Annotated in this window: 25 protein-coding genes and 1 pseudogene; 8 read left to right on the top strand and 18 right to left on the bottom strand. The window is 67.6% G+C overall.

Annotated features, from left to right (window positions below; all coding sequences use genetic code 11):
- Positions 1-4 precede the first annotated feature (4 nt).
- The 3 genes from ACTWPB_RS05965 to ACTWPB_RS05955 all read right to left on the bottom strand — a co-directional run bounded on the left by ACTWPB_RS05965 (position 5) and on the right by ACTWPB_RS05955 (position 2,999).
- On the bottom strand, positions 5-871 hold the full coding sequence (locus tag ACTWPB_RS05965; RefSeq protein WP_446224691.1) for an MlaE family ABC transporter permease: 867 nt from the start codon (positions 869-871) through the stop codon (positions 5-7).
- A complete protein-coding gene (locus ACTWPB_RS05960; RefSeq protein ID WP_446224690.1) occupies positions 871-1,716 on the bottom strand; it encodes an MlaE family ABC transporter permease in 846 nt (281 codons plus the stop codon). The genes ACTWPB_RS05965 and ACTWPB_RS05960 overlap by 1 nt, the downstream gene beginning before the upstream one ends.
- A 197-nt stretch (positions 1,717-1,913) precedes the next feature.
- Positions 1,914-2,999 (bottom strand): calcium:proton antiporter, encoded by a 1,086-nt coding sequence (locus tag ACTWPB_RS05955; RefSeq protein ID WP_446224689.1) that lies wholly within the window; start codon positions 2,997-2,999, stop codon positions 1,914-1,916.
- Positions 3,000-3,103: 104 nt separating this feature from the next.
- Here ACTWPB_RS05955 and ACTWPB_RS05950 point away from each other — a divergent pair, with 104 nt between their 5' ends.
- The 4 genes from ACTWPB_RS05950 to ACTWPB_RS05935 all read left to right on the top strand — a co-directional run bounded on the left by ACTWPB_RS05950 (position 3,104) and on the right by ACTWPB_RS05935 (position 5,704).
- Positions 3,104-3,754 carry a PhoU domain-containing protein gene (locus tag ACTWPB_RS05950; RefSeq protein WP_446224688.1) on the top strand — a complete coding sequence of 217 codons (651 nt, stop codon included), beginning with the start codon at positions 3,104-3,106 and terminating at the stop codon, positions 3,752-3,754.
- Between the two features lie 198 nt (positions 3,755-3,952).
- Positions 3,953-4,738 carry an HNH endonuclease family protein gene (locus tag ACTWPB_RS05945; protein WP_446224687.1) on the top strand — a complete coding sequence of 262 codons (786 nt, stop codon included), beginning with the start codon at positions 3,953-3,955 and terminating at the stop codon, positions 4,736-4,738.
- Between the two features lie 35 nt (positions 4,739-4,773).
- On the top strand, positions 4,774-4,998 hold the full coding sequence (locus tag ACTWPB_RS05940) for a hypothetical protein (RefSeq protein ID WP_266296076.1): 225 nt from the start codon (positions 4,774-4,776) through the stop codon (positions 4,996-4,998).
- A gap of 25 nt (positions 4,999-5,023) precedes the next feature.
- Positions 5,024-5,704 carry a phosphatase PAP2 family protein gene (locus ACTWPB_RS05935; RefSeq protein ID WP_446224686.1) on the top strand — a complete coding sequence of 227 codons (681 nt, stop codon included), beginning with the start codon at positions 5,024-5,026 and terminating at the stop codon, positions 5,702-5,704.
- Positions 5,705-5,740: 36 nt separating this feature from the next.
- Here the strand turns inward: ACTWPB_RS05935 and ACTWPB_RS05930 are convergent, their stop codons facing one another.
- From ACTWPB_RS05930 to ACTWPB_RS05915, 4 genes and pseudogenes are all read right to left on the bottom strand, one after another.
- Positions 5,741-6,952: an FAD-dependent oxidoreductase gene (locus ACTWPB_RS05930; RefSeq protein WP_446224685.1), complete on the bottom strand. Its 1,212-nt coding sequence runs from the start codon at positions 6,950-6,952 to the stop codon at positions 5,741-5,743.
- Positions 6,953-7,094: 142 nt separating this feature from the next.
- Positions 7,095-7,730, bottom strand: a complete 636-nt coding sequence (locus ACTWPB_RS05925; RefSeq protein WP_446224684.1) for a PadR family transcriptional regulator — start codon at positions 7,728-7,730, stop codon at positions 7,095-7,097.
- Between the two features lie 117 nt (positions 7,731-7,847).
- Positions 7,848-8,284: pseudogene (locus ACTWPB_RS05920) on the bottom strand (MFS transporter); the annotation flags it as partial.
- Between the two features lie 64 nt (positions 8,285-8,348).
- The gene (locus ACTWPB_RS05915; protein WP_446224683.1) at positions 8,349-8,483 is read right to left on the bottom strand and encodes a hypothetical protein; all 135 of its coding nucleotides are present in this window, start codon (positions 8,481-8,483) and stop codon (positions 8,349-8,351) included.
- A 200-nt stretch (positions 8,484-8,683) separates the two neighbouring features.
- On the opposite strand from ACTWPB_RS05915, the gene ACTWPB_RS05910 reads away from it, so the two are divergent.
- Positions 8,684-9,559 (top strand): oxidoreductase, encoded by an 876-nt coding sequence (locus ACTWPB_RS05910; protein ID WP_446224682.1) that lies wholly within the window; start codon positions 8,684-8,686, stop codon positions 9,557-9,559.
- Between the two features lie 6 nt (positions 9,560-9,565).
- Here the strand turns inward: ACTWPB_RS05910 and ACTWPB_RS05905 are convergent, their stop codons facing one another.
- Positions 9,566-10,498 carry an NADP-dependent oxidoreductase gene (locus tag ACTWPB_RS05905; RefSeq protein ID WP_446224681.1) on the bottom strand — a complete coding sequence of 311 codons (933 nt, stop codon included), beginning with the start codon at positions 10,496-10,498 and terminating at the stop codon, positions 9,566-9,568.
- A gap of 121 nt (positions 10,499-10,619) precedes the next feature.
- Here ACTWPB_RS05905 and ACTWPB_RS05900 point away from each other — a divergent pair, with 121 nt between their 5' ends.
- The 3 genes from ACTWPB_RS05900 to ACTWPB_RS05890 all read left to right on the top strand — a co-directional run bounded on the left by ACTWPB_RS05900 (position 10,620) and on the right by ACTWPB_RS05890 (position 12,671).
- Positions 10,620-11,585, top strand: coding sequence for a GlxA family transcriptional regulator (locus ACTWPB_RS05900; protein ID WP_446224680.1), 966 nt, complete (start codon positions 10,620-10,622; stop codon positions 11,583-11,585).
- Between the two features lie 274 nt (positions 11,586-11,859).
- Positions 11,860-12,288, top strand: coding sequence for a transcriptional regulator (locus tag ACTWPB_RS05895; RefSeq protein ID WP_446224679.1), 429 nt, complete (start codon positions 11,860-11,862; stop codon positions 12,286-12,288).
- The gene (locus ACTWPB_RS05890) at positions 12,285-12,671 is read left to right on the top strand and encodes a DUF3817 domain-containing protein (RefSeq protein ID WP_446224678.1); all 387 of its coding nucleotides are present in this window, start codon (positions 12,285-12,287) and stop codon (positions 12,669-12,671) included. Before ACTWPB_RS05895 ends, ACTWPB_RS05890 begins: the two co-directional genes overlap by 4 nt.
- A 153-nt stretch (positions 12,672-12,824) precedes the next feature.
- Here the strand turns inward: ACTWPB_RS05890 and rdgB are convergent, their stop codons facing one another.
- The 10 genes from rdgB to clpS all read right to left on the bottom strand — a co-directional run bounded on the left by rdgB (position 12,825) and on the right by clpS (position 20,001).
- Positions 12,825-13,430, bottom strand: coding sequence for an RdgB/HAM1 family non-canonical purine NTP pyrophosphatase (gene rdgB / locus ACTWPB_RS05885; protein ID WP_446224677.1), 606 nt, complete (start codon positions 13,428-13,430; stop codon positions 12,825-12,827).
- Positions 13,431-13,432: 2 nt separating this feature from the next.
- Positions 13,433-14,197 carry a ribonuclease PH gene (gene rph, locus ACTWPB_RS05880; RefSeq protein WP_378638916.1) on the bottom strand — a complete coding sequence of 255 codons (765 nt, stop codon included), beginning with the start codon at positions 14,195-14,197 and terminating at the stop codon, positions 13,433-13,435.
- Positions 14,198-14,475: 278 nt separating this feature from the next.
- On the bottom strand, positions 14,476-15,240 hold the full coding sequence (locus ACTWPB_RS05875; protein WP_446224676.1) for a cyclic nucleotide-degrading phosphodiesterase: 765 nt from the start codon (positions 15,238-15,240) through the stop codon (positions 14,476-14,478).
- 69 nt (positions 15,241-15,309) lie between these two features.
- On the bottom strand, positions 15,310-15,996 hold the full coding sequence (locus ACTWPB_RS05870) for a rhomboid family intramembrane serine protease (RefSeq protein WP_446224675.1): 687 nt from the start codon (positions 15,994-15,996) through the stop codon (positions 15,310-15,312).
- 71 nt (positions 15,997-16,067) lie between these two features.
- Positions 16,068-17,030, bottom strand: coding sequence for a PLP-dependent cysteine synthase family protein (locus ACTWPB_RS05865; protein ID WP_446224674.1), 963 nt, complete (start codon positions 17,028-17,030; stop codon positions 16,068-16,070).
- A 4-nt stretch (positions 17,031-17,034) separates the two neighbouring features.
- Positions 17,035-17,310, bottom strand: coding sequence for a MoaD/ThiS family protein (locus ACTWPB_RS05860; RefSeq protein WP_101464168.1), 276 nt, complete (start codon positions 17,308-17,310; stop codon positions 17,035-17,037).
- Between the two features lie 39 nt (positions 17,311-17,349).
- Complete coding sequence (locus tag ACTWPB_RS05855) at positions 17,350-17,763, bottom strand: Mov34/MPN/PAD-1 family protein (protein WP_446226246.1); 414 nt, start codon at positions 17,761-17,763, stop codon at positions 17,350-17,352.
- Between the two features lie 169 nt (positions 17,764-17,932).
- A complete protein-coding gene (locus ACTWPB_RS05850) occupies positions 17,933-18,991 on the bottom strand; it encodes a P1 family peptidase (protein WP_446224673.1) in 1,059 nt (352 codons plus the stop codon).
- A 71-nt stretch (positions 18,992-19,062) separates the two neighbouring features.
- Complete coding sequence (gene aosR / locus ACTWPB_RS05845; RefSeq protein ID WP_446224672.1) at positions 19,063-19,632, bottom strand: oxidative stress transcriptional regulator AosR; 570 nt, start codon at positions 19,630-19,632, stop codon at positions 19,063-19,065.
- Between the two features lie 21 nt (positions 19,633-19,653).
- A complete protein-coding gene (gene clpS / locus ACTWPB_RS05840) occupies positions 19,654-20,001 on the bottom strand; it encodes an ATP-dependent Clp protease adapter ClpS (RefSeq protein WP_378921633.1) in 348 nt (115 codons plus the stop codon).
- Positions 20,002-20,005: the final 4 nt, after the last annotated feature.

Below are 20,005 nucleotides of genomic sequence, written 5' to 3'. Positions count from 1 at the left end.
TAGCTCACCCCGTAAAACTGATCGCCGAGTTGAAGCCCCAGAGCATGATCGACAGCACCATGTCGATGGCGATGATGGCCACCGAGCTGGCGCGCACCGCGCGCCCCGAGGCGATGCCGACGCCCTCGGGGCCGCCGGTGGCGAAGAACCCGAAGTAGGCGTGCACCAGGATCACCACCGTGCCGAACACGGCCACCTTGATCACCGCGGCGATCATGTCGAAGCCCGTGATGAACTGGAAGAAGTAGTGGTCGTAGACGCCGGACGACTGCCCGTAAACCATCGTGAGCAGTCCGCGGCAGGCACCGTAGGCCAGGATCAGCGCGATCAGGAAGGTCGGCACGATGGCAATGGCGCCGGCGATCACGCGGGTGGTCACCACGAAGGGCACCGAGCGCAGACCCAGCGCCTCGATCGCGTCGATCTCCTCGGAGATCCGCATCGCGCCGATCTCGGCGGTGATCCGGCAACCGGCCTGGGCGGCGAAGCCGATGGCCGCGGCGATCGGGGCCAGCTCACGGGTGGTGGCGTAGGCCGAGATCACGCCGGTCACCGGGCCCATGCCGAGCATATCGAGCGAGGCGAACGATTCGACGCCGACGGAGGCGCCCATCACCAAGCCGAGCACGATCATCATCGGCACGGTGCCACCGCCGACGATGATCGACCCGCGACCCCAGGTCATGTCGGTGACCGCGCGCAGGGTTTCGTCGCGGTAGCGGCGCAGGGTCAGCGGCATCGACGAGAACACCTGCCACACGAACACCGCGACGAAGCCGAGCGATTCACCGGCGGCGCTGATCCGCTTGCCGATGCGGGCGGGCTTGCGCAGCCAGTGCAGCGAGGTGGGGATATACGAAGAGGCAGCCATCACGCCAGCTTCGTCGGTAGGAACATGGCGCTGATCTGGCTGGACAGTAGGTTCACGATCGCGATCGAGACCACCGAGAGCACCACCGCCGCGTTCACCGCGTCGGCGACACCGCGCGGTCCGCCCTTGGCCTCGAGTCCGCGCTGGCAGGAGATGATCACGACCAGGAAGCCGAAGATCAGCGCCTTGAGCAGCGACACCCACACGTCGGCGGTGGTCGCGAACGAGCCGAAGGTCGACCAGTAGCTGCCCGGCGTCACACCCTGACCACCGACGGCGACCGCGTAACCGGCCAGCACGCCGACGAAGATGATCAGCACGTTGAGCATCGGGGCCACGATCAGCATCGCGACCATGCGCGGGATGACGAGCCGGTGCACCGGGTTGATGCCCATGGTGTTGAGCGCGTCGATCTCCTCGCGGATGGTGCGCGCGCCGAGGTCGGCCGCGATGGCCGCCGCCCCCGCGCCACCGAGCAGGAAGCCGGTGGCGATGGGCGCGCCCTGCTTGATCACCCCGAGGCCGCCGGTGGCGCCGAGCATGGAGTCGGCGCCGAGGCTGTGGATCAGGTTGCCGACCTGGACCGAGACGATCACGCCGAACGGGATAGCCATCAGGACCGCGGGAATGGCGGTGACCGTGATCAGGCGCCAGGCCTGCACGAGGGTCTCCCGCCACTGGAACTGCCTGCGGGCGATGTCGGAGAACGAGCCGCCGACCGATTGCTGTGCGAGATCGACCGCACGCCCGAAGGTCCGCAGCGACGACACGACGGTGTCGGTGAAGTTCTTGCGGACGATCTGGGTAGCGGAATCCGGCTTCGCGGAGTGCAGATCGGTAGGCATCAGGGATGCCTCCGGGCCGCTCGTGAAGCACGGGGCTTGGTGATTTTCATACCGCACTCTCTGGCTTCGGCGTTGTGCCAACTCCAGCAAGCTAACCGGTACTCTGCGTCACAACAAAATTTCGAGTGGGTGACCCTCGTCTCTTTTCCGCGGTTTCCATGACATGTCCACGCATCGTGTGATGCGCAACACCCCAGCTACGGACTTGCGGCGAGGAACACAAATGCCGCGAACAACGCCAGGTGAACGCCACTATGCAGCAGGGTCGCGCGGCCGGGAACGATCGTCAGCGTGCCGACCACGACGGTCAGTGCGAGCAACACCATCTGGGTGGCGCCGAGACCGAGCACCAGCGGCCCACTGAGCCAGATGGTCGCGATCGCGATCACCGGAATGGTCAGGCCGATACTGGCCATCGCCGAACCGAGCGCCAGGTTCAGCCCGATCTGCACCTGATTGCGGCGCGCCGAGTTCACCGCCGCGATGGTCTCGGGCAGCAGCACCAGCATCGCGATCACCACACCCACCGCCGACGGCGGCAATCCGGCCGAGGCAATCGCCGACTCGAGCGCGGGCGAGACCACCTTGGCCAGGCCGACCACGCAGACCAGAGCCAGCACCAGCATGCCGAGACTGATCAGCGCGGCCCGGGTGGACGGTGCGTGGCTGTCGCTGTCGTCGACCGCGCCACCGTCCTCCACCGGGAGGAAATCGTCGGGGTGACGCACCGTCTGCACCATCACGAACAGCCCGTAGAGCGCCAGCGAGGCGACCGCGGCGAAGGCGAGCTGCGCGGGCGAGAACTCCGGGCCCGGCGCGCTGGTGGTGAACGTCGGCAGCACCAGACTCAACGTGGCAAGGGTCGCGACGGTGGCCAGGGCGGCACCGGTGCCTTCCGCGTTGAACACCGCGACCCGCCTGCGCAGCGCACCGACCAGCAGGACCAATCCGAAGATGCCGTTGCAGGTGATCATCACCGCGGCGAACACGGTGTCGCGGGCCAGCGACGCCGCCTTGTCGCCGCCGGAGATCATCATCGTGACGATCAGCGCCACCTCGATCACGGTCACCGCGACCGCGAGCACCAGCGAACCGTAGGGTTCGCCGACCCGGTGCGCCACGACCTCGGCGTGATAGACCGCCGCCAGCACCGCGCCGACCAGTGCGACACTCACCAGCGCGAGGATCAATCCCGGTACCGAACGACCCCAGCCGAGGACGAGTACGAGCGCGGCGAGGATGGGCACGTACATGTTCCATTTAGTCGTCAACGCGGCAATCATGACCCCCATCCTTCCAGCTACGACCGGGCACACCTGGATCCCTCGACGCATGGATCTCGGCGATGGATTCACTCACACCCACTCGATGGGGAACAATTCAGCGCGTGCGGACCCAGTTCACCCTCGAGCTCGTCGCTTTGGCCAACGATCTCACCCTGATGTCGCGCGTCGCCCATGACGCGACCGAGCGGGTCACCGCTGCGCTGGCCGGCGCCGACCTCGCCGCAACCTACGAGGTATTCGCGCTCGACGAGCAGCTACAGCTCATGTTCGCCGCCTGCGAATCCCGCACCATGGCACTGCTCGCGTTGCAGGCGCCGGTCGCGCGCGATCTGCGTCATGTGGTGACCGCGATTCAGGTCGCCGGTGAGCTGTCGCGGATCGGCCGGCGCACCGAAACCGCTGGGCAGTACGTATATCGGGCGCATCCGGGTGTGGTCGCGCCCGCATCGGTGATCACCGAACTCGTGTCGATGGGCACGCTCGCGGCCGACTGCGTCGCCCGGGTGAGCGCGTCGGTGGCCAGCGGCCGGTTCGCCGCCGATGACGGTAGCGACAACGAGGCGATGGAGACGCTGTGCAAGCAATTGCGCACCGCGCTCACCGAGGCCGACGTGAGCACCGAGGCCGCGATCGATATGGCGTTGCTCGGCAGTCAGTTTCAGCGTTGCGTCGACCATGCCGCCCGCATCGCACGGCTGATCCGGTTCCTGGACACCGGGATTCCGCCGGAATCGGGATCGCTGCCCGACTGATCGATTGTGATGTCTGTCACCATGACGTTTTCCCGCCCGAGCCACCGGTCACCTCCGTCGATAGATGAACGCTATTGAGCCGCAACCGGTTCGCGCCGCGGAGTGCGGAACCTCATAGCGGACAATCACTGACGACACCCGGTGCGGCCGTTAGGTTGTGCCGGTTCATTTTCGACGAAGCATCTGGGTGGTACGGGCATGAAGTGGTCTTCGATCAGCGGTTCTCCCCTGGGTCGGGCCCTGCTCGCCCTCGCCGCGGCGATGTGTCTGGCCGTGGTGGTCACCGTCGCGAACTCGTTGCTGGACACAGTGAGTCCGACCGCGCCGGGCCCTGGTCCAGCGGGCGCGGCGACCGTGTCGGGCAAGGAGATCGGTGATCTGGTCGCCACCCTCGTCGTCGCGAAGGAAGGCCCGATGACGGGTTACACGCGCGAGAAGTTCCCGCACTGGGACACCAACAAGCCCGAGCACGGCTTCACCGGCGACCTCGCCAAGTACGCGAAATGCACCAGCCGCGAGGTGATGATGCTGCGCGACGCCACCGGCAAGGTCAGCCTCGACGCCAAGACCTGCGATCTGCTGGTGGAGTCCGGCGGCGGCTGGCAGGACCACTACGGCTTCATCGACAAGAAGACCGGCGAACTCGGGCCCTACAAGTTCATCACCGATCCGTCCAAGGTCGACGCCGAACACATTGTCGCCCTTGCCGAAGCGTGGCGATCCGGTGCCGCCGACCGCGACGAGGACACCCGCCGCCGCATCGCCAACGACTCGATGAACCTGGTCGCCGCCGACCCGTCGGCCAACCGATCCAAGGGTGATCAGGATCCCGCGAACTACTTGCCGCCCGGCAACTTCCGGTGCGCCTATGTCGAGCGCTACGTCAAGGTGAAGGTAAAATACGCCTTGACCGTTGATACCGCCGAGCACACCGCGTTGCGCACCGCAGTCGATGACTGCCTCCGCCGAGGAGAGTTCACATAAGCGAGCCCATCGAGATCACCGCCGAGAGCGCCATCATGACCGAAGAGGAAGGGACGGTGTCCGGCGAGCTCGATGTCATGCTCGACGATGCGGGCAAGGGCCTCGTCCGCTATCGCGGCACCGATACCTGGTACACGATCGGCAACATCGACTGCGAACCTCCCCGCACCTGGGACTGCGTCGCCGACCTGGTGAAGGCGATCAAGAAGGACGCGGGCACCCGCGACGTCGCCGGAAACACGGTCGTCTTCGAAGCCTGAGGCTCGAGCTGGCAATCTGGTAGCTATGCCGACTGCCTATCGACAGCCTCCGCCCCCTGACGTCGCCTGGACCTCGCTGTGCCGCCGGACGCCGATCGTGGCAGCTCTGATCGCGACCGCGGCGGTGCTGATCACCGCCCTCACCTGGCAGGTCACCAGCGGCGTCAGCCCGATGGATATCGCCGTGCTCGACTGGATGATCGCGCACCGCGGCGAAGCGCTCACCGACATCGCCACGGTGATCACCGACCTGGGCGACACGCTGTCGATGACGATTCTGGCGGTACTCGCCGTCGGCTGGTTCGTGCTGCGGCGCGATCTGCCGGTGGCCACCCTGGTCGCGATCACGTCGCTGGGGGCGGGTGTGCTGGTGTGGGTGATCAAACGTCTCGTCGGGCGCCATCGGCCGCCGGAGACCTCGCGGCTGGTGTTCGAGCCCAGCCTGTCGTATCCGTCGGGGCACACGCTGGGCTCCACGGTGGTCGTCGGCATCGTGGCGATCGTTCTGGTTCCCCAGATCACCAAGCACTGGCTCCGGTCGGCCGCGAACGTGCTCGCGGCCGCCTTCCCCCTCGCCGTCGGGTGCTCGCGCGTCTACCTCGGCGTGCACTGGACCACCGATGTGCTCGCGGGCTGGATCATCGGGCTGGTGTGGCTCGTCCTGTGTGTCACCGCCTTCACCCGCGGGTGGCGGGCACCGGAGTAGCCCTCGGTCGCCGGCCTCGACCGAGGGCCGCGCGGGTCAGCTCGCGGTAATGGCCGATTCCGCCTGCACGGGCGCGTTCCAATCGATGCGGTAACGCCGTTCGGCGCCCATGGTCTTCTCCGGGTTCATCACCGTTTTGACCATGAGCGGCATCATCGCGTTCATCATCTTGCGGGCGAACGGGCCAGGGGTCTTGCTGTGGTTGATCTTGGCCGCGCGAGCCGCGATGCCTTCCACGCGGGCCCGGCGCAACTGCTCGTAAGCCGCGAAAGCCTCGGTGGGCGAGGCGATATCGCGCAGGCATCGCGCCAGCTGCACGGCGCTCTCGATCGCCAGTGACGCACCCTGTCCCGAGCTGTTCGACGGCGCGTGCACCGAGTCACCCACCAGCACCATACGGTCGCGATACCAGTGCGGCACCGGCGGCATGATGTGCAGGGCGCCGGTGATCTCGAGATTCTGTGCCGTGGTGCGGCGGGCGAATTCGGCGCCGGGTGAGTCGGGGGCGTAGGTCTTGCGCAGTACCTGCAGCCAGTGCTGCGCGGGCACGGCGCGCGCCTCGGTGAGCGAAAGGTATTGCTTGCTGGGCAGATTCGCACCCCACGCCACGCGACCGTCGGCCAGCTTCCAGTACAGGTAGTAGGCCTTGGCGCCGAAGGCGAACACCATGGTGTCGTCGGGCAGGTCCAGGTCGGATTCGACCAGGGCACCGAAGCCCAGCATGCCGGTGTAGTCGGGTCCCGGCGCGGCCGGGTCGATCAAACTTCGTACGGTGGAACGGATTCCGTCGGCTCCGACGAGAACGTCGGCGGTCGCGGTGGAGCCGTCGGCGAAGTGCGCGGTGACCCCGTCGGGGTGTTCGTCGACCCTCGTCAGCCGCTTGTCGTAGCTGAACGGCACGCCCGCGGCGACCGCGTGATCGTGCAGGGCGCGGTGCAATTCGCCGCGATCGAGGGCCTGGAGCGGCGGCTGGTCGGCCAGCACCGGCAGGACGTGTTCGCGACCGTTGACGCGCAGTCGCATCTGCGCGACCGGTTGGGCGATCTCGCGCACCGCGTCGCCTGCGCCGATTATGTCGAGCGCCGCGACGCCGTTGGGCGCCAGCGCGAGCCCGGAGCCGATGCCCTCGGACGGACCGGAATAGGCCTCGTAGACGTGGGCGTCGAGGCCTGCCATACGCAGGGCGGTGGCGGCGACGGGTCCGGCGATGCCGCCGCCGATGATCAATGCGGAACGGGTGGTGGACATGGGTGATCTCCAGATCTGTGTCAGCGCCACCCAGCTATCCTGTGGTTGCCAACCTCGTGGCCGGGTGCGCCTGGTTTCGGGACGGTTTCTCGGGCTCGGTGGGGTGTTGCCGCACACCACCGGGTCCGGAGTCTTGGCGGGGCTAGTCGTTCCCCCTCTCGCCGAGTTCGGGAATCCGCTCGGCGGGCATGCCGTCGACATGCCACTGCCGCCAGCGCTCGAGGCCCTCGAAGGTGCCCGCGACGAGTTCGTCGCGCAGGGACCGCGCCCAGTTCGCCTCGGCTTCCAGCATCGCCAGGCCGAATTCGGATTCGACCAGGAACAGGCGGGGCAGCGTCAGTTCGGCCAGCTCGGCCCTGGTGGTCGCGATGGTCTGCGCCAATGCCGCGATCCGTGTGCCGAGCAGGACCACCACCTCGTCCGGTGGCAGCACCGCCAGAATCGACAGGCCCGCGGTGAACCGGTGATGTTCGGGCTCGGGTGCGGCGAGCAGTTCGCGGGTCCAGTCCGCCATCTCGGCGCGGCCCGCGTCGGTGATCCGGTAGATCACCCGCTCGGGGCGCGCACCGTCGCGTTCGCTGCCGATCACCTCGAGGAAGCCAGCTTTCGCCATGTTCTGCACGACGGTGTAGAGCGAGCCCCACTTGATGTCCATGTCGCGGTCTTTGCCGTGGGCGCGCAGGGTGGCGGCGATCTCGTAGCGGTGCATCGGACGCTGCACGATCACCGAGAGCACGGCGAGCGCCAGCAGGTTGTTCACTGCGCGCTTCGTAGCCATCACTGCCTCCTTACTCGTCTACGAATATACGTCTACGAGTATTCGCCGGACAAGGTTTGTCCAGCGGAGTGGACAGCCGAATTCAGACCTTCGATACCTCGCCGCTATCAGCGCCCACCAGCGCCAGCTGGCGTGGTCGGTGAACAGCCCGCCGAGGGTGGGCCCGACGACGGTGGTCACGCCGAACACCGCGCCGAGCGCACCCTGATATTTGCCGCGTTCACGCAGCGGAATGGTGTCGGCGATCAGGGCCATCGAGGTGACCATCAACCCGCCCGCGCCGACGCCCTGGATCCCGCCCGCCACGATCAGCATGACCATGCCGCCCGCGACGCCGGCCAGTGCCGAGCCCGCGATGAAGATGATGCCGCTGATCTGGAACAGCAGCGTGCGACCGAACAGGTCACCGAGTTTGCCGCGAGCACGGTCGCGACGGCCTCGGCGAGCAGATAAGCGGTCACCACCCAGGCCATGTGCCCGGCACTGCCGAGGTCGGCGACGATGGAGGGCAGTGCCGCCGACACGATGGTCTGGTCGAGTGCGGCCATGAGCATGCCGAGCACGACTGTCGCGAAGACGATGTTGATCTTTGCCTTGGCGGCAATCGCCACCGATCGCTCAGCGCACGGCGTAGCTTCCCAGGCCCGGTTCGAGCGCGTCGAAGGCGATTCTGGCATCGCGGGTCAGCGCGGCGGCGATCTCGGCGGCGGATTCACCGTCGAGCGTGCGGCGCGTGATCTCGTCGAACAGCACCCGCCCGACACCGGCGAGTTGGGCCGCGGCGACGCTCGGGGTGATATCGCCCGGGTCGGCGCCTGTCTCCGTAGCGAGCGGGCGCGCCAGATCGAGGCGAAAGCCATAGCTACACTGCGCAAACCCGCCTGCGCCCGTACGCTGACCGGATTGCTGGGCTGACCCTTCCCCCCGATCTTACTCCGGAGTAAGATCGGCGCATGGCATGGAAACCAACTGACATCGCGGACCAGTCCGGGCGCACGTTCGTGATCACCGGGGCCAACGGCGGCCTCGGTGCCGAAACCACCAAGGTGCTGGCAGGCAAGGGCGCCACCGTGATCATGGCCTGCCGCAATGCGAGCAAGGCGCAGCCGATCGCCGATGCCATCCCCGGCGACGTGCGGGTGGCCGCGCTCGATCTGGCCGATCTGGCTTCCGTGCGCGAATTCGCCGCCCAACAGGGCGAATTCGATGTGCTGATCAATAACGCGGGCCTGATGAACGTCCCGTTCTCGCGCACCGCCGACGGGTTCGAAACCCAGTTCGGCGTCAACCACCTCGGCCATTTCGCACTCACGGGACTGCTGCTCGACCGGGTCCGCGACCGGGTGGTGTCGATCGCCAGCATCGCGCACAAGCAGACACCGAAGCTGTGGATCGACGACCTCAACTACGAGAACCGCCGCTACCAGCGCAATCTCGCCTACGCCCAGGCCAAGCTCGCCAATCTGATGTTCGGCCGTGAACTGCAGCGCAGGCTCACCGAGGCCGGGTCGGCGAAGAAGTCCTATGCCGTGCACCCCGGAGTCTCGGCGACGGATCTGTTCGCCCGCACCGAGACCCCGCTGGATCTGGTCAGCAAACCGTTCATCAAGCTCATCGGCCACGCGCCCGCCAAGGCCGCGCACTCCACACTGTTCGCGGCCACCGAACCCGATGCCGATCCCACCACCTATTGGGGTCCGAACCGGTTGATGCAGTCCCAAGGGCCGGTCGAGGCATGCCCGTCGAGCAAGATCTCGCGCGATCCGGAACTGCTGCGCAGGCTGTGGGAGGAATCCGAGCGGATGACCGGGATCAGCTACAAGTTCTGATAATTCTCACGCCACGACCGCGAGCACGATCTTGCCGCGGGTGCGCTGATTGTCGCTGATCTCGTGGGCTTTGCTCACGAGATCCAACGGCAGGACCGTCGCCACGTGGGGTCGCAGCGCACCTGTTTCGACCAGGTCCGCGATGGCCCGCATACCCGCACCGTCGGGTTCGACGATCATGAACCCGGCACGCAGGCCCAGCGGGTGGGCCACCTGCACCAAGGCGGCTTCCGCCGGGGAGGCCAGCGAGACGACGATGCCGCCGGGGCGCAAGGTGCGCAGCGAGCGCGGGCCGTACTCGCCGCCGATGGTGTCGATGACGATGTCGACATCTTGGGCCGCGTCGACGAAATCTGTTGTGGTGTAGTCGATCACCTCGTCCGCGCCGAGATCACGGACGAAGTCGTGATTGTCGGCGCGCGCCGTGGCGATGACATACGCGCCGCGCGCTGTGGCAATCTGCACCGCGACGTGGCCGACCCCGCCCGCGCCGGCGTGGATCAGCACGCGCTGCCCTGGCTGTACGTCGGCGGTGTCGACGAGTGCCTGCCATGCGGTGAGCGCGACGAGCGACAGCGCGGCGGCTTCAGTGTGGGTGAGGTTCACCGGCTTGTGCGCGAGGTGGCGGGTCGGCGAAGTGACGTACTCGGCGTAGGTGCCCGCGGGGTGCGGCAGGCGCGGCATGCCGAACACCTCGTCACCGGGGGCGAACAGCGTCACACCGAGGCCGACCGCCTCGACCACGCCGGACACGTCCCAGCCCAGCGGGATGATCTCCCCGGCCAATCCACCGCTGGTGCGGTGCCAAGAATCGGTCGGGTTCACCCCGGCCGCGTGTACACGGATCAACACTTCCGAAGGGCCGGGGGTGGGCTTGTCCGCCTCGATCACCCGCAGTACCTCCGGTCCGCCGAAGGTGTCCTGAGCGATTGCCCGCATAGCTTGTCTCCCTGTGTATCTCAGGCCGATTCGGAGCGATCCGACCGCATGGAGACCACGATGCCGCGTCGGCGATCCGACGACGAGTGGCAAGAAAGCCAAGATGTGCAAGGATCTTGCCATGCATCGCGTGGTGGTTCTGGCCGTAGACGGGGTGTATCCGTTCGAACTCGGCATTCCCGCCAGAATCTTCGGCACCGCGGCCGCGCCCGATGGCGCGCCGCTCTACGAAATCCGCACGTGCAGCTTCGACGGTGCACCGGTGCAGACCAACGCCGACTACCTGATCTCGGTGTCCGGTGACAGCAGCGCGCTCGACGAGGCCGACACCGTGGTAATTCCCCCGTTCTCCGGCTGCGACGGCGCCGAAACAGACTGGATGCCACCGCAATTGCCGGATGCACTGGCCAGGCTGCGACCCGGGGCCCGCATCGTCAGCTTCTGCACGGCGGCCTTCGCCCTAGCCAACCTCGGCCTCCTCGATGACCGGCAGGCAACCACCCACTGGGCACAGGCCGACCGTTTCCGCGCGCTGTTTCCGCAGGTGCGCATGGATGCCGACGTGCTGTTCGTCGATGACGACCGCATCCTCACGGCGGCGGGCAGTGCCGCGGGCATCGACCTGTGCCTGCACCTGGTGCGGCGCGATCACGGCAGCGCCGTCGCCAACCGGGTCGCCCGCTTGTGTATCGTGCCGCCGTGGCGCGACGGCGGGCAGGCCCAGTTCATCGCTCGCCCGATCCCGGAAACGACCGCCGAGAGCACCGCCGAGACTCGCGCATGGGCGACGACCCACCTGGACCGTCCGCTCCCGCTCACCGAACTCGCCGCCCACGCCCGCATGAGTGTGCGGACCTTCTGCCGCCGCTTCCGCGAGGAAACCGGGCTGTCACCCGGCCGGTGGTTGATCCGCCAGCGCATCGATCATGCTCGTCACCTGCTCGAGGTCACCGAGCTGCCGATCGACCGCGTCGCCGCCGAAGCGGGCCTCGGCACCGCCGCCTCCCTGCGCCAGCACTTCGCCACCACCATCGGCGTCTCCCCCACTGCCTACCGACAGACCTTCCGTACGAGGGCATCGCACTAACTGCTCGACCGAACGCCGCCGCCATCGGACCACCCGACGCATCGGCACCGGAGCCACAGGTCACACGGCCGCGTCGACCCCCGGCGTACCTGTTCGCTCGACGCCGACCCGTAGTGCTCAGACATCGAGGCCTCGAATCGTGGCGAGCATTGCCAGGGACAGCACCGGCCGGAAGGCCGACAGTGGCGACCAGGCTGTGACGCCCGCCGCTGGCACTTGCCCCGGCGGCGACCGGGTCCTACGTGCCGTGTAGTAGGCGGGTACCGTGGAGCGCGTGTCCGTTCCACCTCCTCGCCCGGCGTACAACCGTCCGGCCCTGATCGCGCTGGTCTGTGTCGTCGCGCTCGGCTGTCTGGCGCTGGCCTGGTGGCAGTGGGAGCGGTTCGAATCGGCGTCGGGGACCGGCCAGAATCTCGGCTACGCACTGCAGTGGCCGCTGTTCGCCGCGTTCGCGGTGTTCGCCTACGTCCGGTTCGTGCGCCTGGAACGCGAGGCCGACGACCCCGCGCCGCCGCGTACGGGCAACGCCGAGGCGCCGCGCGAGATCCCCGCGGGCATTCTGCCGGAACGGCCCAAAGCCGCCGTGTCCGACGACCCGGAAACGGCCGCCTACAACCAGTACCTGGCGCAACTGCACGCCAGCGACATCGATGCGCAGGTCCGCACCGCCGGCTTGCACTCCCCCGAGAGGAATGCCGGGTGACCGACAACAACACCACCGCACCGTCGCTGGACAAAGACACCGCGGGCAGCGCCCCGACCGCGGGCAGCGCCCCCACCGCCAAGATCGCCTCCGCCCTGCAGCGCTACCGCGTGCTCGCCTGGGTCACCGGCCTGTGGCTGCTGCTGCTCACCATCGAGATGATCGCCAAGTACGGCTTCGGCGCCGACACCCCCAGCTGGATCGCGGTCGTGCACGGCTGGGTGTACTTCGCCTATCTGCTGGTCACCGCCGACCTCGCCGTCAAGGTCCGCTGGCCTATCGGGCGCACCGTCGGCACCCTCATCGCAGGCACCATCCCCCTGCTGTCGTTCTTCGTCGAGCACCGCAACGCGAAAGACGTCAAGCAGCAATACAGCCTCTGACCTCAACGAAAAGCGCCGCCGCCCCGGGTAATCCGACAGCGGCGGCGCTGTCGTTGTACGGCCATCTCCCTGGACGGGTGATCACCAGGCCTTCACGTAAGCAACGCCCGAGAGGGATTCTGCGCCAGCGCCTGTTGATCTTGGTTCGAGACTTCAGGCCAGGGCGGCCAGGGCGGGGATGAGCTGGGTGAGGGCGCGGCCTCGGTGCGAGATCGCGTCCTTGTCGGCGGGGGTGAGTTCGGCGGCACTGCCGGTGCCGCCTTCGGGGAGGAACAGCGGGTCGTAGCCGAAACCACCGTCGCCGTTGGGTTCGCGGGCGATCGTGCCCGGCCATTCGCCACGCACCACCGTGGTGGTGCCGTCGGGCAGGACCAGCGCGCAGGTGGAGACGAAGCGGGCGCCGCGGCGGTCGTCGGGGACGTCGCCGAGCTGGGCGAGCAGCAGGGTGTTGTTGGCGGCATCGTCGCCGTGGCCGCCTGCCCAACGGGCCGACAGCACCCCGGGCATCCCGTTCAGCGCGTCCACTTCGATGCCGGAATCGTCTGCCACGCACGGCAATCCGGTCGCGACGGCACCGTCACGTGCCTTCGCGATCGCGTTCTCCTCGAAGGTGGCGCCGGTTTCGGGTGCCTCCTCGTAGGGCGGCACCTCGTTCAGGCTCACCAATTCGACTCCGGCAACACCGGCTTCATCGAGAATTCGGCGAAGCTCCTTCAGCTTCTTGGCATTTCGGCTGGCGACCAGCACACGCGCGGCCACGACTACTTCTTCGCGGACGGCTCGGGCAGGGTGCCCGGGTACGGCAGCGCCAGCGCCGCTTTCTGGATCGCGAACAGCTGCTCGGCGCCGGCGAAGGCCGAGTCCAGCATCTTGTCCAGGGTCGACCGCGGGAAGGTCGCGCCCTCGCCGGTGCCCTGGATCTCGACCAGAGTTCCGGTGTCGGTGGCGACCACGTTCATGTCGACCTCGGCGCGCGAGTCTTCCTCGTAGGGCAGGTCGAGGCGAACGCGCCCATCGACCACGCCCACGCTGACCGCGGCGATCATGCACGAAATCGGCTGCGGGTCAGCCAGTTTGCCCGCGGCGGCCAGATAGGTCACCGCATCCGAGAGCGCCACGTACGCGCCGGTGATCGCGGCGGTGCGGGTGCCACCGTCGGCCTGCAGCACATCGCAGTCGAGCGCGATCGTGTTCTCGCCGAGCGCGGCCAGGTCGATGCAGGCCCGCAGCGACCGCCCGATCAGCCTGCTGATCTCCTGCGTCCGCCCACCGACCTTGCCCTTCACCGACTCCCGCCCACTCCGGGTGTGCGTGGCCGCGGGCAGCATCGCGTACTCCGCGGTCAGCCAGCCCAGGCCCGAATCCCGGCGCCACGGCGGCACCCCCTCGGTGACGCTCGCGGTACACATCACCCGCGTCTGCCCGAATTCCACCAGCACCGACCCCGCCGGGTGCGTGGTGAAACCCCGAGTGATCTTCACGTCGCGGAGTTCGTCATCCGCCCTACCATCAGCTCGTCTAGACACGCTGGACAGACTAACCCGCATTCCCCCACCCACACCGCACACCCCAAATCCGCCATGACCGCACCCCCAACCACCGCACTCCCGACCCCTAGGGAGGGACGGCCACGAAGTGGCCGGTCCGCGGCCGGGTCGCCGGTTAGCGCTCGAAGCGCATGCGCCGCAGGCGCGAGTCTCGAGCGCTAACCGGCGGCCCCTTGGGGCCGCGGACACGCGCGCGCCAGCGCGCCAATAAATACAGCGTCAAACCTGCCTGGGACTACTGAACCCAGATCCCCCGCCTACAGGTCGAAGGTCTCCCCCGGCGAAACCGCGTGCACCGGTCCCGAGAACGCAGCCTTTGCCTCCGCGATCACATCCTCGCGCGAAGTCCATGGCGGGATATGGGTCAGCAACAGCTCCTTGGCCCCGGCACGGGTGGCGATCTCGCCCGCCTCGGTGCCCGAAAGATGAATCCCCGCAGGACGATTGGCCGGATCGTGGGTCCACGACGCCTCAGCCATGAGCACGTCGGCACCCTGCGACAACTCGACAACGGCATCGCACATCGCGGTGTCGCCGGTGTAGACGAAGACCCGACCGTCGGCTGCGGTGATCCGCAGCCCGTAGGACTCCGGCGGGTGGAACATCCGCCGAGCTTCCACCGTATGACCGGGCCCGAACGGGATCGGCGTGTTCTCGACCCACGCCTGCGAGTCGATCACATCGGACCAATCGTCGGTCTCGCCCCCGATCTCCGCGGACGCGTTTCCGATCCGCAGCGGCGCGTCGGACGGCCCGCGCACCAGCGCCTTGCCGGTCGGCGGATTCGGGTGGTAGCGACGCCACACCAGCAGTGCGGGCAGATCAAGGCAGTGATCCGCGTGCAGGTGGGTGAGGAAGATGTCGACATCGGCGGGGTTCATCTGCTTCTGCAGCGCGCCGAAGATCCCGGGACCGAAGTCGATGACAATCGGTCGCATATCGGGGCCCGTCAGCAGGTAGCCCGACGCTGGAGAGTCCGGGCCGGACACGCTGCCCGAGCACCCGAGGACGGTAAGGCGCATGCCCCCATGCTGCCATGACGTGCTGGTACTCACTGCAGGATCCCCCCAATTTCCAGACCGGATCCCCGGCTACCGCGTTGGTACTGCGCGGCCGACCGATGCTCCACGGCGGCGTCGACGTTCATCTGACGAGAGTACCCAGCCCGCGAGCACTCCACCCACCGCCCCGAAAAGATGCCCCTGCCAAGAAATTCGAGGATCGCTCGGCAGCACGCCCCACAGCATCGAGCCGTAGAACACGAGGATCACCAGCCCCACCACGATCTGCCCCACATTGCGCGCGAACCACCCACGGCAGATCAGATACGTCAGCCAGCCGAACACGATCGACGACGCTCCGACGTGCACGCTCCCCGCCGAGCCGGTGAGCCAGGTGCCTACGCCGGCGATCACCCAGATGATGGCCGTCGCCGCGATCCCCCGCCCGATCCCGGAGAGCAACACGAGGAACCCGAGCACCAGCAACGGCAGCGTGTTGGCGAACAGATGTTCCCACCCGCCGTGCAACAGCGGCGCCCACAGAATGCCGTCGAGCCCCGCTACCGCACGCGGCTCGATGCCTGCCGCGTCGAGTTCGCCGGGCGCCCCGGGCGGCCGATCGTGGGAGAGCACCATGTCGACGCCCTCGATCACATACAGGGCTCCTACGAACCCCAGAATCGCCACCGCCGCCCTGACCCACGACCCGCCGCCCGACGCACCGGTTCCCGGACTCGCGTTACCGAACGAGGCACCCGCCCCACCGCTCACCGACATCGCCTCCACTCCGGCAAGGGACCGTGGAACAGCCCATTGATCTGAGCGTACCGAAGCCGGGTGACATCGGGTCAGGCCCAGAGTTGCCCGTCCAGCTTCTCCTCCGCTTCGTCCAGCGTGCCGTCGTATGCCCCGGTAGACAAGTATTTCCAGCCACCATCGGCGACCACGAACGCGATATCGGCCCGCTTTCCGGCCTCGAGCGCCTTCTTGGCGACACCGAGCGCGGCGTGCAGGATCGCCCCGGTGGAAATCCCGGCGAAGATTCCCTCCTCGCCGACCAGCTCACGTGTCCGCTTCACCGCGTCGTAGGGCCCCACCGAGAATCGGGTGGTGAGTACTTTCTCGTCGTAGAGCTCGGGAATGAACCCCTCGTCGATATTGCGCAGGCCATAGACCAGCTCGCCGTAGCGGGGTTCAGCGGCCACGATCTCGATCCCCGGCACCTGTTCGCGCAGGTAGCGCCCGGTGCCCATCAGGGTCCCTGTAGTACCGAGCCCCGCGACGAAATGCGTGATCTCGGGCAGATCGGCCAGCAATTCCGGCCCGGTCCCCTCATAGTGCGCGAGCGCGTTGGCCGGATTGCCGTACTGATACAGCATCACCCAATCCGGATTCTGCGCCGCGATCTGCTTGGCCTTGGCCACCGCCTGATTCGACCCACCCGCCGCGGGCGAGTCGATGATTTCGGCGCCGAACATCGTGAGCAACTGCCGCCGCTCCACCGAGGTGTTCTCCGGCATCACGCAAACGATCCGGTAACCCTTGAGCTTGGCCGCCATGGCGAGCGAAATTCCGGTATTGCCACTGGTCGGCTCGAGAATCGTGCACCCGGGTGTGAGCCGCCCGTCGGCCTCGGCCTGTTCGATCATCCGCAGTGCGGGACGGTCCTTGATCGACCCCGTGGGATTGCGGTCCTCCAGCTTGGCCCACAGCCGCACATGATCGTCGCCGTCCCATTGCGGTGACAGTTTCTGCAATCCGACGAGCGGGGTATTGCCGAGCGTCGCGATCAGCGATTCGTAGCGGGCCACGGTGTCAGGCGCCGCCGGCCACGGCGGGCAGGATGGTCACCGACGCGCCCGCGGGCACCTCGGCTTCCAGCCCTCCGGAGAAGCGCACGTCCTCGTCGTCGACGTAGATGTTGACGTAGCGGTTGAGCTTGCCGTCGGAGAGCAGCTTCTCGGCCAGCCCTGGGTGATTGGCGTCGAGGTCGGCGATGAGCGCGGACAGGGTCGAGCCCTCGCCCTGCACTCGCTTCTCACCTCCGGTGATACCACGCATGATGGTCGGAATGGACACGGTTACCGGCATGAGGGACTCCTCGGGGGTGGTGGCTTCTTGCGGACGGGTTCAGTAGGAATCGACGATGCGCACCGGTTCTTCGGTGACCTCGCCGTCGACGATGCGGTAGCTGCGCAGTTCGTGGGACTGCGGATCGCGCGTGGAGACCAGCACGTAATGCGCGTCCGGTTCAGCGGCGAAGGAGATGTCGGTGCGGCTCGGGTAGGCCTCGGTGGCGGTGTGCGAGTGGTAGATGACGACCGGCACTTCGTCGGCGTCGTCCATCGCGCGCCACACGCGCAGTTGTTCACCGGAATCGAACCGGTAGAAGGTGGGCGAACGTTCGGCGTTGACCATCGCGACGAAGCGTTCGGGCCGGTCGCTGCCCTCGGGCCCGGCGATGATGCCGCAGGCCTCGTCCGGGTGGTCGGCGCGGGCGTGTGCCACCATCGCGTCAACGAGATCGGCCCTGATCACCAGCACTTCATCGACCCTTTCCACATCCTGCATGCGTGCTGTCGAGCACCTTCCTCGACAACGACTCACCCTATTCGGGTATTCCGCGGGGCACACACTCCGGTCCCGGCCAGGCCGTCACCGCAGGCGCGACGAGTCGTCGCGGGGCTGGTCAGCAGGGTTCTCCGGGTGACGATCAGCGCGGAAACAGGTCGCTGTAAGCAGTGATACCGGCGATCGAGGTCGCGCTGAGTACCGCGTCGACGATGGCGCGTTCGACCACCACGGCGGCGGCCGTACACAGCTGATCGAGCAGGAGCAGGTCGGCGGGGAAAGCGGCGGGTAACACAGTGGGCGCGACCTCTCTCGTCCCGGTCGCCATGGCGAAGATCGTGTCACCGTCGAGCGGGGAGTGCACCGGCCGGATCGCACGGGCGAGTCCGTCGTGCGCGGTCGCGGCCATCCGCCGGCAGCCCGCCGGATCGAGGGCGGCATCCGTCGCCACCACACCGATCGTGGTGTTGAGGACCATGCTCTTGACCGGCAGAGCGACGAGCGCCGCGATCTCCTCGGGGGTACCCGGCCGCAGCCCGAAGAAGTCGGGCCCGTCGGTGCCCGCACCCCACGGCAACCCGGTGCGTGGATCGACCACGGAACCGACCGGATTCGCGACGATCACCGCACCGACGGTCACCCCCGCACCGGGACCATCCGCGAGAACCACACTCGCCGAACCGATTCCGCCCTTGAGCGCACCCGCCCGCGCCCCCACACCGGCACCCGAGGTCCCCCTGGCGAACTCCGTCGACGCCGCTGCGGCCGCGCGATATCCGAAATCGGCGTCGGGCCGGATGGTCCAGTCACCGACCGGCAGATCGAAGATCACCGCGCCCGGCACGATCGGCACCACCCGGCTCGCGTCGGCCGGGTCCATCGGAATACCCTCGCCGTGTTCCTCCGACCAGCGCATCACTCCGTCGGCGGCGGCAAGGCCGTACGCGCTGCCGCCGGTGAGGAGCACGGCGTTGAGCCGGCGGACGGTGTTGGCGGGGTCGAGCAGGTCGGTTTCCCTGGTTCCTGGACCGCCGCCGCGGACGTCGACCGAGGCCGTCGCGCCGCCGGGGACCCGCACCACGGTGCAGCCCGTCGCGGCGCCGGTACCGAGGGTGACCTCGGCGTCGAGGGCCTGGCAGTGGCCTACCAGCACGCCCGCGACATCAGTGATCGAGTTGCGTACCCCGGGGCTGCTGCGCATTGTCTCGTCCTTGTCTGATCAACGAATCCGGCCATCGCGCCTCGGGTCGGATCACGCGACCCTCGACAGGGTCAGGGCGCGAGCGCCTGAAGCAGCGAATCCTGCATCCAGGTCAGCCAGTGGTAGACGTCCAGATGCGGGGCACGCGGATCTTCCGGATCGAAATGGTCGGGCGTGTCGTCGTCGATGTCGAGCAGCGTGCCCAGCGCGAGCCGAACGTCGGTGAGCGCGGCCAGCCACGCGTCGGCCTGCTCGGGCGAGAGCACGATCTTGCCGCCCACTTCCGGGCAACTGTCGAGCACAGCCTGCCCAGCGGCCAGTTTCGCGTCGATGATCTCCGGCTCGTGCAGGCTGCGCAGCGCACTGTTGAGATCGGCGCGCTTTGCATCGGGGGAACCGGGTTCGGCACGGTGGAAATCGGGCAGCAGGCGCAGCAGTTGTGGATCGTCGGGCGGGGTGTTGTTGCCGGTCCGCAAACCGGTGAGCGCGGCGAGTTCGTCCTCGGGGGCGTCGGCGGCGCGGTCACTGAGCAGCCCGGACACCGCGCCGATCAGGGAGCGAAGGACGGTGGCCTCGTGCTCGTCCATTTCGGATCGAAGCTTCAGGCCACTCAGTGAGTTCTTCCTGCTCCACTTGCGCACAGGGCCAGGTTAGTCGAGTCGTCAGTCGCGCTGCATGGTTGCCCAGAGCCCCGCGGCGTGCAGTCGGCGCACGTCTTGCTCCATCTTGTCGCGCGAACCCGAGGACACCACCGCTTTGCCCTCGTTGTGCACCTGCATCATCAACTCGGTCGCCTTGGCTTTGCTGTAGCCGAACAGCTTCTGGAAGATGTAGGTGACGTAGTGCATGAGGTTCACCGGATCGTCCCAGACGACGGTGACCCAGGGCCTGTCCTCAGCCTCCAGGATCTCGGTGTATTCGGTGGTCTCCGGCGTCGCCTGCGGTGCCGACAGTGCGGCGTTCACAGCGTCGGTGACGGCGCCGGCCCGAACGGAATTGCACACGGCCATGAAA

The organism is Nocardia sp. IBHARD005 (genome assembly GCF_052814245.1).
Note: the sequence above shows the minus strand (reverse complement) of the source record. Positions and strands in the feature narration are given on the sequence as shown.

Bases quoted from the DNA above. Each gene is read 5' to 3' on its own strand.
- ACTWPB_RS05965 (WP_446224691.1), bottom strand. From the start codon at position 871: ATGGCTGCCTCTTCGTATATCCCCACCTCGCTGCACTGGCTGCGCAAG.
- ACTWPB_RS05960 (WP_446224690.1), bottom strand. From the start codon at position 1,716: ATGCCTACCGATCTGCACTCCGCGAAGCCGGATTCCGCTACCCAGATC.
- ACTWPB_RS05955 (WP_446224689.1), bottom strand. From the start codon at position 2,999: ATGATTGCCGCGTTGACGACTAAATGGAACATGTACGTGCCCATCCTC.
- ACTWPB_RS05945 (WP_446224687.1), top strand. From the start codon at position 3,953: ATGAAGTGGTCTTCGATCAGCGGTTCTCCCCTGGGTCGGGCCCTGCTC.
- ACTWPB_RS05940 (WP_266296076.1), top strand. From the start codon at position 4,774: ATGACCGAAGAGGAAGGGACGGTGTCCGGCGAGCTCGATGTCATGCTC.
- ACTWPB_RS05935 (WP_446224686.1), top strand. From the start codon at position 5,024: ATGCCGACTGCCTATCGACAGCCTCCGCCCCCTGACGTCGCCTGGACC.
- ACTWPB_RS05930 (WP_446224685.1), bottom strand. From the start codon at position 6,952: ATGTCCACCACCCGTTCCGCATTGATCATCGGCGGCGGCATCGCCGGA.
- ACTWPB_RS05925 (WP_446224684.1), bottom strand. From the start codon at position 7,730: ATGGCTACGAAGCGCGCAGTGAACAACCTGCTGGCGCTCGCCGTGCTC.
- ACTWPB_RS05910 (WP_446224682.1), top strand. From the start codon at position 8,684: ATGGCATGGAAACCAACTGACATCGCGGACCAGTCCGGGCGCACGTTC.
- ACTWPB_RS05905 (WP_446224681.1), bottom strand. From the start codon at position 10,498: ATGCGGGCAATCGCTCAGGACACCTTCGGCGGACCGGAGGTACTGCGG.
- ACTWPB_RS05900 (WP_446224680.1), top strand. From the start codon at position 10,620: ATGCATCGCGTGGTGGTTCTGGCCGTAGACGGGGTGTATCCGTTCGAA.
- ACTWPB_RS05875 (WP_446224676.1), bottom strand. From the start codon at position 15,240: ATGCGCCTTACCGTCCTCGGGTGCTCGGGCAGCGTGTCCGGCCCGGAC.
- ACTWPB_RS05870 (WP_446224675.1), bottom strand. From the start codon at position 15,996: ATGTCGGTGAGCGGTGGGGCGGGTGCCTCGTTCGGTAACGCGAGTCCG.
- ACTWPB_RS05860 (WP_101464168.1), bottom strand. From the start codon at position 17,310: ATGCCGGTAACCGTGTCCATTCCGACCATCATGCGTGGTATCACCGGA.
- ACTWPB_RS05850 (WP_446224673.1), bottom strand. From the start codon at position 18,991: ATGCGCAGCAGCCCCGGGGTACGCAACTCGATCACTGATGTCGCGGGC.
- clpS (WP_378921633.1), bottom strand. From the start codon at position 20,001: ATGGCCGTGTGCAATTCCGTTCGGGCCGGCGCCGTCACCGACGCTGTG.